Annotated in this window: 20 protein-coding genes; 19 read left to right on the top strand and 1 reads right to left on the bottom strand. The window is 43.2% G+C overall.

Translation table 11 applies throughout. The annotated features are described in order from the left end of the window. The 4 genes from HGT70_RS16080 to HGT70_RS16065 all read left to right on the top strand — a co-directional run. The coding region (locus tag HGT70_RS16080) for an EF-Tu C-terminal domain-related protein (protein WP_463357658.1) at positions 1-306 on the top strand (306 nt) is incomplete at its 5' end. A gap of 194 nt (positions 307-500) precedes the next feature. Further along, positions 501-1,442 (top strand): HlyD family secretion protein, encoded by a 942-nt coding sequence (locus HGT70_RS16075; RefSeq protein ID WP_214196536.1) that lies wholly within the window; start codon positions 501-503, stop codon positions 1,440-1,442. Next, complete coding sequence (locus HGT70_RS16070; RefSeq protein ID WP_214196535.1) at positions 1,442-2,326, top strand: ABC transporter ATP-binding protein; 885 nt, start codon at positions 1,442-1,444, stop codon at positions 2,324-2,326. Before HGT70_RS16075 ends, HGT70_RS16070 begins: the two co-directional genes overlap by 1 nt. A 14-nt stretch (positions 2,327-2,340) precedes the next feature. Then, entirely contained in the window at positions 2,341-3,474 is a 1,134-nt protein-coding gene (locus tag HGT70_RS16065) for an ABC transporter permease (protein WP_214196534.1), read from the top strand. Between the two features lie 17 nt (positions 3,475-3,491). Here the strand turns inward: HGT70_RS16065 and HGT70_RS16060 are convergent, their stop codons facing one another. After that, entirely contained in the window at positions 3,492-4,205 is a 714-nt protein-coding gene (locus HGT70_RS16060) for a prepilin peptidase (protein WP_214196533.1), read from the bottom strand. 376 nt (positions 4,206-4,581) lie between these two features. Here HGT70_RS16060 and rpsJ point away from each other — a divergent pair, with 376 nt between their 5' ends. The 15 genes from rpsJ to rpsN all read left to right on the top strand — a co-directional run bounded on the left by rpsJ (position 4,582) and on the right by rpsN (position 11,276). Continuing rightward, positions 4,582-4,893, top strand: coding sequence for a 30S ribosomal protein S10 (gene rpsJ / locus HGT70_RS16055; RefSeq protein ID WP_001181005.1), 312 nt, complete (start codon positions 4,582-4,584; stop codon positions 4,891-4,893). A 32-nt stretch (positions 4,894-4,925) separates the two neighbouring features. Then, on the top strand, positions 4,926-5,552 hold the full coding sequence (gene rplC, locus HGT70_RS16050; protein WP_071433375.1) for a 50S ribosomal protein L3: 627 nt from the start codon (positions 4,926-4,928) through the stop codon (positions 5,550-5,552). A gap of 10 nt (positions 5,553-5,562) precedes the next feature. Next, entirely contained in the window at positions 5,563-6,168 is a 606-nt protein-coding gene (gene rplD, locus HGT70_RS16045; RefSeq protein ID WP_071433377.1) for a 50S ribosomal protein L4, read from the top strand. After that, on the top strand, positions 6,165-6,467 hold the full coding sequence (gene rplW / locus HGT70_RS16040; protein ID WP_092678362.1) for a 50S ribosomal protein L23: 303 nt from the start codon (positions 6,165-6,167) through the stop codon (positions 6,465-6,467). Before rplD ends, rplW begins: the two co-directional genes overlap by 4 nt. A 17-nt stretch (positions 6,468-6,484) precedes the next feature. Further along, positions 6,485-7,309, top strand: a complete 825-nt coding sequence (rplB, locus tag HGT70_RS16035) for a 50S ribosomal protein L2 (protein WP_214196532.1) — start codon at positions 6,485-6,487, stop codon at positions 7,307-7,309. A gap of 16 nt (positions 7,310-7,325) precedes the next feature. Further along, a complete protein-coding gene (rpsS, locus tag HGT70_RS16030) occupies positions 7,326-7,604 on the top strand; it encodes a 30S ribosomal protein S19 (RefSeq protein WP_004929772.1) in 279 nt (92 codons plus the stop codon). Between the two features lie 14 nt (positions 7,605-7,618). Beyond that, positions 7,619-7,951, top strand: a complete 333-nt coding sequence (gene rplV / locus HGT70_RS16025; RefSeq protein ID WP_000447532.1) for a 50S ribosomal protein L22 — start codon at positions 7,619-7,621, stop codon at positions 7,949-7,951. 17 nt (positions 7,952-7,968) lie between these two features. Further along, complete coding sequence (gene rpsC / locus HGT70_RS16020) at positions 7,969-8,670, top strand: 30S ribosomal protein S3 (RefSeq protein WP_071433385.1); 702 nt, start codon at positions 7,969-7,971, stop codon at positions 8,668-8,670. Between the two features lie 11 nt (positions 8,671-8,681). Then, on the top strand, positions 8,682-9,092 hold the full coding sequence (gene rplP / locus HGT70_RS16015; RefSeq protein ID WP_014542598.1) for a 50S ribosomal protein L16: 411 nt from the start codon (positions 8,682-8,684) through the stop codon (positions 9,090-9,092). Then, on the top strand, positions 9,092-9,283 hold the full coding sequence (rpmC, locus tag HGT70_RS16010) for a 50S ribosomal protein L29 (RefSeq protein ID WP_048912854.1): 192 nt from the start codon (positions 9,092-9,094) through the stop codon (positions 9,281-9,283). Before rplP ends, rpmC begins: the two co-directional genes overlap by 1 nt. Beyond that, the gene (gene rpsQ, locus HGT70_RS16005) at positions 9,283-9,537 is read left to right on the top strand and encodes a 30S ribosomal protein S17 (protein WP_013510766.1); all 255 of its coding nucleotides are present in this window, start codon (positions 9,283-9,285) and stop codon (positions 9,535-9,537) included. Before rpmC ends, rpsQ begins: the two co-directional genes overlap by 1 nt. Before the next feature lie 169 nt (positions 9,538-9,706). After that, complete coding sequence (gene rplN / locus HGT70_RS16000) at positions 9,707-10,078, top strand: 50S ribosomal protein L14 (RefSeq protein WP_071433390.1); 372 nt, start codon at positions 9,707-9,709, stop codon at positions 10,076-10,078. 10 nt (positions 10,079-10,088) lie between these two features. Next, positions 10,089-10,403 (top strand): 50S ribosomal protein L24, encoded by a 315-nt coding sequence (gene rplX, locus HGT70_RS15995; protein ID WP_214196531.1) that lies wholly within the window; start codon positions 10,089-10,091, stop codon positions 10,401-10,403. 14 nt (positions 10,404-10,417) lie between these two features. Next, positions 10,418-10,957, top strand: a complete 540-nt coding sequence (gene rplE, locus HGT70_RS15990) for a 50S ribosomal protein L5 (RefSeq protein ID WP_048912851.1) — start codon at positions 10,418-10,420, stop codon at positions 10,955-10,957. 13 nt (positions 10,958-10,970) lie between these two features. After that, positions 10,971-11,276 carry a 30S ribosomal protein S14 gene (gene rpsN, locus HGT70_RS15985; RefSeq protein ID WP_048912850.1) on the top strand — a complete coding sequence of 102 codons (306 nt, stop codon included), beginning with the start codon at positions 10,971-10,973 and terminating at the stop codon, positions 11,274-11,276. Positions 11,277-11,295: the final 19 nt, after the last annotated feature.

The raw sequence follows: 11,295 nt of genomic DNA, 5'->3' as shown, positions 1-11,295 counted from the left end.
GCAAAACCAGGTTCAATCAAGCCACACACCCAGTTCGAGTCAGAAGTCTATATTCTGTCTAAAGACGAAGGCGGCCGCCATACTCCGTTCTTCAAAGGCTACCGTCCACAGTTCTACTTCCGTACAACTGACGTGACTGGAACCATCGAACTGCCAGAAGGCGTTGAAATGGTAATGCCAGGCGACAACATCAAAATGGTTGTTACCTTAATCCACCCAATCGCAATGGATGACGGCTTACGTTTCGCAATCCGTGAAGGTGGTCGTACCGTAGGTGCGGGCGTTGTTGCTAAAGTTATCGCTTAATTGATATAACTTTACCGAGAAAGAGCGCTTAGGCGCTCTTTTTTTTTTTGGAAAATTAATATTTTATTAGCAATAACTAGACTCTCAACTTTTGTATTCTCTTATTGAAACTTTTAATAAGAAAATATCGTTTGTTTTATTTTACCTGCTGATTATAATTTTTACTCCCTTCTAAGCTAGGTAAATGGAGTTTCATGAAATTCTCCGCACTAATATATAAAGTACTTTATATATTCCTGATTGCAGGATGTAATGACGATAAAAATAGTATTATTGGTTATATTGAAGATGAATATATTTACATGTCATCTGAAATTCCTGCCGAAATAAAAAAGTTAGATGTTAGTAAAGGTGATGTTATTTCTGCAGGTGAGATATTATTTAGAGTAGATAATTATACACTTAATAAAAAAAAGGAGAGATTAGAAAAAAACAAACAATATGAAGAAGCTATACTTGAAAATATGCAGAAAGGAATAAGGCAGAGTGAAATTGATATAATCAGTATAGATATTAATAGAATATCCAGTGAGCTAAGTAAAGCAGAATCTACTTTAGAAAGAAAAAGGAAGTTACGAAATAAGAATTTTGTTTCTAAAGAAGATATTGAGAGTGAAGAGCTTAATTTAATCAAGAAAAGAAATGAGTTACAAAAAATCAAGGCAGATTTGAATAATCGTATGCTTCCATCAAGAAATGATGAATTACTCGCTCAAAAGATAAAAATAAATACCATAGATGTAGATATAGATGATAGTAAATATGAAATATCAAAAGCTATTATTAGAAGTCCAGTTGACGGAGTCATACACGATATTTTAAAAAAAGAAGGAGAGTTCGCATCTACGGGTAATCCGGTACTTATTATTACACCTAATGGATATAAAAAGGTCAAGTTTTATATTAATAGATCACAACTCTACAAAGTAAAACATGGAGAACCTATTATTATAACAATAAATGATCTAGATAAAGAGTACGAGGCAACGATTAATTTCATTTCTAATAAGCCTGAGTACACGCCCCCTATGCTTTACGATAATAAGAATGACACTTTAGTTTATTTGATTGAAGCTAAATTTAATAATAATCAGTTAAGACTTCCAGCGGGTATACCAGTGGAGGTGAAATTATAATGCAAGAAAGTATTATTCTTAAAAATATTTATAAATCTTTCAATTCTAAAAAAGTTCTCGATAACGTGACTATTACTATCCCTAACGGGAAAATAGTAGGGTTTATTGGACCCAACGGTAGTGGTAAATCGACAATTATAAATATTATTTGTGGCATGATTCCTGCTGATAGTGGCGAAGGCTACTGCATGGGGTATAACATCTCTACAGAACAGTCCTATATAAAGAAAAATGTAGGATATATGACTCAATACTTTACATTATGGGACTCCCTAACGGTATTTGAGAATCTAGTGTTTATAGGAAAAATTCGTAAGGTGCAGGATGTAAAGCTAGAGGCTGAAAAAATTATTGTTAGATTAGGTCTAGATCGATTCAGGGATACATTATCGCAACATTTGTCTGGGGGATGGAAACAGAAATTATCATTAGCGTGTGCAATTATTCATCGACCTAAAATACTTTTTTTGGACGAACCTACAGCAAGTATAGATCCACTCGCCCGTAAGGAATTTTGGGATCTCATCTTCGGTCTCTCAGCAAAAGGAATAACTATTTTAATTGTAACCCATGCTATTGATGAAATAGAAAAGTGCGACAGTATAGTTTACTTAAAAAGTGGAGCGTTACTATTTTCTGGGGGGCTAGATGAGTTGTTTAGCTCACAAAAGCTATCAACTTACTTAATTTCAGGGGGAAATATTGAAAATTTTAGAGATAAAATATCTCTTCAAAAAAGTATTCAAATTATCCCTAGAGGGGAGTATTTGTCTGTTACCGGTAATTTAGATTGTGAACAATTGAGAAGAGAGTACCCAGACCTTATCTTCAGTCAGGTACCAACCCCATTAGACACTCTGCTATACAGCTTATCCTATAGTTAAGGTCAAGCATATTAATGATCAATATTATTATAATATGTGCACTACTGAAAAAAGAAATTAAAGAAATTACTAGAGATAGAATTATTATTCTAATGGTAGTGGTTATGCCCATTTTAAATTTAGTTATAATGGGATATTCAGTGAATTTAGATGCTAAGAATGTCGCTACAATCATCATAGACAAAGACAGCTCTTTGTTTTCGAGGGATTTAATACATTCTATGCGTAATAGTGGATATTTTGATATCAACCTTACGCATGATGAAATTCTTGCAAGAAGAGCCTTCTCTAAAGGTTTGGCAAAAATAATTATACATATACCTGATGATTTTTCTAAAAATATTATAAGTAATAAAAACTCTGAAATTTTCGTAGAAACTGATGCTACAGAACCTAGCAGTACAGCAAACGCATTACAAACACTACAATATCTTGTTGATAATACACAAAGCCATGAACTAAATAGAATATCATCAATGGTCAGTCAATCACCCGGCAAAACAAGTCTAGTTTTACGGAAGTGGTTTAATCCGCGAGGTGATTCGCATCTTAATATCATTCCGGGTTTGATTGGTATGATTCTGTCGATAATGCCAATGTTGATGGTTTCATTATCGATCATCAGGGAGAGGGAGAAGGGCACTTTACGACATATCCAAAGTTCGGGTATTAGTCCTTTTCTTTACTTACTTGGCAAGTCTATCCCTTATGTAATGATTGGGCTGCTGCAACTGATACTGATGCTAGGCGTTAGTATAGTGCTTTTAGATGTTCCGATTAAAGGCTCATCTATCGAACTGTTCGGAGTATCATTTTTATTTATTGTGTTGAGTATCACTATTGGTATAGGTCTTACTACCCTCATTAGTAATCAGCTACAAGCCATGCAATTACTCTCATTTTATTTCCTATTTTCAAACATGTTGTCAGGATTTCTTTCCCCATTTGAAGCTATGCCACAGTGGTCGCAATGGCTCGGCAACCTTATACCATTAACGCATTTCATACGTTTAATTAGAGGTATCATGATTAAGAGTAATAGCGTTACGTTGATGGGCAATGATGTACTACATCTAGTGATAGTCTTACTCGCAACATTAATTACTAGCCATTATCTTATCACCAGAAGTTGGACTAAAAACGAATAGCGAATAGCGAATAGCGATTAGTAGATATCTAGAAGATCCGGAAAGAAAAGATAAGCACAGTACATTGCCGACACGGATAAAAAAGAACCATATGGAATAGTTATTGAGTTCAGAGAATTTAGATCACGGTGCTTACAGAGGTAGAAGGTTAAGGCAGTAAGCGACGCTAAAAGAATAAGAGTACAAAGTTGCTCAATAGTAAACCAGCTAGCTAGAGCTGTTAGATACTTTACATCACCTAGCCCTAAGCCTGGCCTATGCCTCAACGCTTGATAAAGCGCTTGTACCCACCATAGTGTCCCATAACAGCAGGAACACCTAACGAGTACATCGATGAGCCCATGACCGAAAAGGGTTATTGATGTGGAGAGCCCAAGAATGATAAGTAGGAAGTTAAGCGAGTTAGGAAGGATCAAGTAAAACCAATCAATGCATGCCAGAAGAAGCAATAGGCCAATAAATAAAGCGAAGATAATCAGAGGCAGGGGTAATAGTCCACGCTGAACCTGTATAGCAAGATAAACGCCAAGTGTAAGAGTTAACCCCTGATCGACCTTTTGTAGATAAGGCGGGTGTTGAGTTTTCAAAAGAGGGCTGTTGTCAGAGTAGCCTAGGATTGTTGTAGTAATCCCACTATTGAGCTCGGGGAGTGAAGGAGAGAAAGCCAATAATGAGCCCTTGATAACTTTAAGAAGAAGCAATGTGAGCGCGATTAAGTTTGGGATGAGCATGATACTGCCTTGGGCCATTAACATCATGGGGAGATTTTAAAAGCTATCATGTGATAGGCCACTATGAGTCTAGGGTAATGAGAGTTAGCGTCCAAGGAAGAGAAGTAATGTAGATAGGTTAGTGTATTGACGGTTAATTAGGTCACAGAGTACAAAAAGCAGACAAGGGTTGCATCGAAAAAATTTATAAGTATAATGCGCTGGCTTGCTCGTAATAGGAGCGCGATTCGAGCAGAATCGCAGAGTAGCGATTTGCTACCTCTAATAATACTCCCGATTGGGGAGTTATATGCTGAACGATTACACTCTCCCATCAATCGTAATGGGTGCGAGGAGTAATCATTTTCGTTTATAAAATGTTTGGAGCTCTGGTCTCATGCAGAACCAAAGAATCCGTATTCGTCTTAAAGCGTTTGATCATCGTCTGATCGATCAATCAACCGCGGAAATCGTGGAAACTGCTAAGCGCACTGGTGCGCAAGTACGTGGCCCGATCCCGCTGCCGACTCGTAAAGAGCGCTTTACCGTTCTGATCTCTCCGCACGTCAACAAAGATGCGCGTGATCAGTACGAAATTCGCACTCACAAACGTCTGGTAGACATCGTTGAGCCAACTGAAAAAACCGTTGATGCTCTGATGCGTCTAGACCTGGCTGCAGGTGTTGACGTGCAGATCAGCCTGGGTTAATCAGGACATCGAGCGATTGAGAGGTTGATACAATGATTGGTTTAGTCGGTAAGAAAGTGGGCATGACGCGTATCTTCACTGAAGAAGGCGTTTCAATCCCAGTAACCGTAATCGAAGTTGAAGCAAACCGTGTTACTCAGGTTAAGAGCCTGGAAAACGACGGTTACCAAGCTATTCAGGTCACTACAGGTGCGAAAAAAGCAAACCGTGTAGTTAAACCAGAAGCAGGTCATTTTGCTAAAGCTGGCGTTGAAGCTGGCCGTGGCTTATGGGAATTCCGTGCAGAAAGCGCTGAATATACTGTAGGTCAAAGCATCAGTGTTGAAATTTTCGCTGACGTTAAAAAAGTAGACGTAACTGGCACCTCAAAAGGTAAAGGTTTCGCAGGTACCGTTAAGCGCTGGAACTTCCGTACCCAGGACGCTACACACGGTAACTCCTTGTCTCACCGTGTTCCGGGTTCTATCGGTCAGAACCAGACTCCGGGCAAAGTGTTCAAAGGCAAGAAAATGGCAGGTCACTTAGGTAATGAGCGTGTAACCGTTCAGAGCTTAGAAGTCGTTCGCGTAGACGCTGAACGCAACCTGCTGCTGGTCAAAGGTGCTGTTCCGGGAGCTACCGGTAGCGACCTGATTGTTAAACCAGCTGTGAAGGCGTAAGGGGATAGCAATGGAATTAGTATTGAAAGACGCGCAGAGCGCGCTGACTGTTTCCGAAACTACCTTCGGTCGTGATTTTAACGAAGCGCTGGTTCACCAGGTTGTTGTTGCTTACGCAGCAGGTGCCCGTCAAGGTACTCGCGCGCAAAAAACTCGTGCCGAAGTCACTGGTTCTGGAAAGAAACCATGGCGTCAAAAAGGTACCGGCCGCGCTCGTGCAGGTTCTGCTAAGAGCCCAATCTGGCGTTCAGGTGGAGTTACCTTCGCTGCACGTCCGCAGGACCACAGTCAGAAAGTTAACAAAAAGATGTACCGTGGAGCGCTGAAAAGCATTCTGTCTGAGCTGGTACGTCAAGAACGTCTGATCGTTGTCGAGCAATTCTCTGTAGATGCGCCTAAAACTAAGCTGCTGGCACAGAAATTGAAAGACATGGCATTGGAAGATGTACTGATCATCACCGGTGAATTAGATGAGAATCTATTCCTGGCAGCACGTAACCTGTACAAGGTTGATGTGCGTGATGCAGCAGGAATCGATCCAGTTAGCTTGATTGCCTTCGACAAAGTCGTAATGACTGCTGACGCAGTTAAGCAAGTTGAGGAGATGCTGGCATGATTCGTGAAGAACGTCTGCTGAAAGTAGTGCGCGCACCGCACGTTTCTGAAAAAGCGTCTGCCGCGATGGAAAAAACAAATACCATCGTACTCAAAGTTGCAAAAGACGCGACCAAAGCAGAAATCGTAGCTGCCGTAGAAAAGCTGTTCGAAGTTGAAGTTAAAGATGTGAACACTTTACTGGTTAAAGGTAAAGTTAAACGTCACGGACAGCGTGTTGGTCGTCGTAGCGACTGGAAAAAAGCTTACGTGACCCTGAAAGAAGGCCAGAATCTGGACTTCGTCGGCGGCGCAGAGTAAGTCGGAGGAGAGAAACAATGGCAATTGTTAAATGTAAACCGACATCTCCGGGTCGTCGCCACGTAGTTAAAGTGGTGAACCCAGAGCTGCACAAAGGCAAGCCATACGCCCCACTGCTGGAAAAAAACAGCAAGTCTGGTGGTCGTAACAACAATGGTCGTATCACTACCCGTCATATCGGTGGTGGTCACAAGCGTGCATACCGTATTGTTGACTTCAAACGCAACAAAGATGGTATCCCGGCAGTTGTTGAGCGTCTTGAGTATGATCCGAACCGTTCTGCAAATATCGCACTGGTTCTATACAAAGATGGTGAGCGTCGTTACATCCTGGCCCCTAAAGGCCTGAAAGCTGGTGATCAGATCCAATCTGGTGTTGATGCAGCAATTAAAGCAGGTAACACCCTGCCGATGCGTAACATCCCAGTAGGTTCTACTGTACACAACGTAGAAATGAAACCAGGTAAAGGCGGCCAGCTGGCTCGTTCTGCTGGTGCTTACGTGCAAATTATCGCGCGTGATGGTTCTTACGTTACCCTGCGTCTTCGTTCTGGTGAAATGCGTAAAGTTGAAGCTGACTGCCGCGCGACATTAGGTGAAGTTGGTAACGCTGAGCATATGCTTCGCGTTCTTGGTAAAGCAGGTGCAGCTCGCTGGCGTGGTGTTCGTCCTACCGTTCGCGGTACTGCAATGAACCCAGTCGATCACCCGCACGGTGGTGGTGAAGGTCGTAACTTTGGTAAGCACCCGGTAACTCCGTGGGGCGTTCAAACCAAAGGTAAGAAGACCCGTAGCAACAAGCGTACTGATAAGTTTATCGTACGTCGCCGTAGCAAAAAATAATATTAGAGGATAAGCCATGCCACGTTCTCTCAAGAAAGGTCCTTTTATTGACCTGCACTTGCTGAAGAAGGTAGAGAAAGCGGTGGAAAGCGGAGACAAGAAGCCTTTGCGCACTTGGTCCCGTCGTTCAACGATCTTTCCTAACATGATCGGTTTGACCATCGCTGTCCATAATGGTCGTCAGCACGTACCAGTATTTGTTTCCGACGAAATGGTCGGTCACAAGTTAGGTGAATTTGCGCCGACTCGTACTTATCGCGGCCACGCGGCTGATAAGAAAGCTAAGAAACGCTAAGGCAGGAGGAAGAGATGGAAACTATCGCTAAACATCGCCACGCTCGTTCTTCTGCGCAGAAGGTTCGTCTCGTAGCGGATCTAGTACGCGGTAAGAAAGTGTCGCAGGCTCTGGATATTCTGACATACACCAATAAGAAAGCGGCTGTATTAGTTAAGAAAGTCCTAGAATCTGCCATTGCTAACGCTGAACACAACGATGGCGCTGACATTGATGATCTGAAAGTTACGAAAATTTTCGTAGACGAAGGCCCTAGCATGAAGCGCATTATGCCGCGTGCAAAAGGTCGTGCAGATCGTATCCTGAAGCGCACCAGCCACATTACTGTGGTTGTGTCCGATCGCTGAGACTCTGGAGACTAGCAATGGGTCAGAAAGTACATCCTAATGGTATTCGCCTGGGTATTGTTAAACCCTGGAACTCTACTTGGTTCGCCAATACCAAAGAATTCGCTGACAACCTAGACAGCGATTTTAAAGTACGTCAGTTTTTGACTAAAGAACTGGCTAAAGCGTCTGTATCTCGTATCGTTATCGAGCGTCCAGCTAAAAGCATTCGTGTAACCATTCACACTGCTCGCCCTGGTATCGTTATCGGTAAAAAAGGTGAAGACGTAGAAAAACTGCGTACGGTCGTCGCGAAAATCGCTGGCGTTCCTGCTCAGATCAATATCGCTGAAATCCGCAAGCCGGAACTTGACGCTAAATTGGTTGCTGACAGCATCACTTCACAGCTGGAACGTCGTGTTATGTTCCGTCGTGCTATGAAGCGTGCAGTTCAGAACGCAATGCGTCTTGGCGCGAAAGGGATCAAAGTTGAAGTTAGTGGCCGTTTAGGCGGAGCAGAGATCGCACGTACCGAATGGTACCGTGAAGGTCGTGTTCCACTGCACACACTGCGTGCAGACATCGACTACAACACCTCTGAAGCGCACACCACTTATGGTGTAATCGGCGTTAAGGTATGGATCTTCAAAGGTGAGATCCTGGGTGGTATGGCTGCTGTTGAACAATCGGAAAAACCGGCTGCTCAACCTAAAAAGCAGCAGCGTAAAGGCCGTAAGTAAGGAGAGTCGCTATGTTACAACCAAAGCGTACGAAATTCCGTAAAGTGCATAAAGGCCGTAACCGTGGTCTAGCACAAGGCACGGATATCAGCTTCGGTACTTTCGGTCTGAAAGCTGTTGGCCGTGGTCGTCTGACTGCTCGTCAGATCGAAGCAGCACGTCGTGCTATGACCCGTGCAGTTAAGCGTCAAGGTAAAATTTGGATCCGTGTATTCCCGGACAAACCAATTACTGAAAAGCCGCTTGAAGTGCGTATGGGTAAAGGTAAGGGTAACGTGGAGTATTGGGTTGCCCTAATCCAGCCTGGCAAAGTCCTGTATGAAATGGACGGCGTACCAGAAGAGCTGGCCCGTGAGGCATTTAAGCTGGCAGCAGCAAAACTGCCTATCAAAACCACCTTTGTAACTAAGACGGTGATGTAATGAAAGCAACTGAGCTGCGTGAAAAAAGTGTTGAAGAATTAAACACTGAGCTGCTTAACCTCCTGCGTGAACAGTTTAACCTGCGCATGCAGGCTGCATCTGGACAGCTTCAGCAAACCCATCTGCTGAAACAAGCTCGTCGTGATGTTGCACGTGTTAAGACTTTACTGACTCAAAAGGCGGGTGCGTAATGACCGATAAAATTCGTACTTTGCAAGGTCGTGTAGTTAGTGACAAAATGCAAAAATCTGCAGTTGTCGCTATCGAACGTTTCGTGAAGCACCCGATTTACGGTAAATTCATCAAGCGTACGACTAAGCTTCACATCCATGATGAGAATAATGAATGTGGAATCGGTGACGTGGTTGAAATCCGCGAATGCCGTCCATTGTCTAAGACTAAGTCTTGGACACTTGTTCGTGTTGTGGAAAAAGCGGTTCTGTAATAGAATCACTTTTCTGTGAAAACAGATAGACGGCTCGCAGGAGCCGTTTATTTTTTCTACCCATCTGCGAGAAGCGGTGTTATAATGCCGCGCCCTCGGTAATGGGGCTTTTATACGACCTAGTAATTGTAGGTCCCGAAGTAGTAGTTGACATTAGCGGAGCACTAAAATGATCCAAGAACAGACTATGCTAAACGTCGCCGACAACTCCGGTGCACGTAGCGTAATGTGTATCAAGGTTCTGGGTGGCTCGCACCGTCGCTACGCAGGCGTCGGTGATATCATCAAAGTTACCATCAAGGAAGCAATTCCGCGTGGTAAAGTTAAGAAAGGTGATGTCCTGAAGGCGGTAGTGGTGCGCACCAAGAAGGGCGTTCGTCGCCCCGACGGTTCTGTCATTCGCTTCGATGGTAATGCATGCGTTATTTTAAACAATAACAGTGAGCAACCTATCGGAACGCGTATTTTTGGGCCGGTAACTCGTGAACTTCGTAATGAAAAGTTCATGAAAATTATCTCTCTGGCACCAGAAGTACTCTAAGGAGCGAGCCATGGCAGCTAAAATCCGTTGTAACGACGAAGTTATCGTGTTAACCGGTAAAGATAAAGGTAAACGCGGTAAAGTAAAAAATGTACTGTCTTCCAACAAAGTTATCGTTGAAGGGATTAATCTGGTTAAGAAACATCAGAAGCCTGTACCGGCTATGAATCAACCAGGTGGCATCGTTGAGAAAGAAGCAGCAATCGACCTTTCTAACCTTGCACTCTTTAATGCGGCTACTGGTAAGGCAGACCGTGTAGGCTTTAGATTCGAAGACGGCAAAAAAGTCCGTTTTTTCAAGTCTAATAGCGAAACTATCAAGTAATTTGGAGTAGTACGATGGCGAAACTGCATGATTACTACAAAGACGAAGTAGTTAAGAAGCTCATGACTGAGTTTAACTACAATTCAGTCATGCAAGTCCCTCGGGTCGAGAAGATTACCCTGAACATGGGTGTTGGTGAAGCGATTGCTGATAAGAAACTGCTGGATAATGCAGCAGCAGATTTAGCATCAATCTCCGGTCAAAAGCCGCTAGTCACCAAAGCACGCAAATCTGTTGCAGGCTTCAAAATCCGTCAGGGCTATCCGATCGGCTGTAAAGTAACCCTGCGTGGCGAACGTATGTGGGAATTCTTTGACCGCCTGATCACTATTGCTGTACCTCGTATTCGTGACTTCCGTGGTTTATCTGCGAAGTCTTTCGATGGACGTGGTAACTACAGCATGGGTGTCCGTGAGCAGATCATCTTCCCAGAAATCGACTACGATAAAGTCGATCGCGTCCGTGGTTTGGATATTACCATTACCACTACTGCGAAATCTGATGATGAAGGCCGTGCTCTGCTGGCAGCCTTTAACTTCCCGTTCCGTAAGTAAGGTAGGGTTACTAATGGCTAAGCAATCAATGAAAGCACGCGAAGTTAAGCGTGTAAAATTAGCAGACAAATTCTTCGCGAAACGCGCTGAACTGAAAGCGATCATCTCTGATGTGAATGCTTCTGACGAAGATCGTTGGAATGCTGTTCTGAAGCTTCAGTCACTGCCGCGTGATTCCAGCCCGTCCCGTCAGCGTAATCGTTGTCGCCAAACTGGCCGTCCACACGGTTATGTAGGTAAGTTCGGGTTGAGCCGTATCAAGCTACGTGAAGCCGCTATGCGCGGTGAAGTACCTGGCTTGAAGAAGGCTAGCTGGTAATTGTCACCAATTGAATCAC

It is taken from the genome of Rosenbergiella collisarenosi (assembly GCF_018494085.1).
Lineage (GTDB): Bacteria > Pseudomonadota > Gammaproteobacteria > Enterobacterales > Enterobacteriaceae > Rosenbergiella > Rosenbergiella collisarenosi.
Note: the sequence above shows the minus strand (reverse complement) of the source record. Positions and strands in the feature narration are given on the sequence as shown.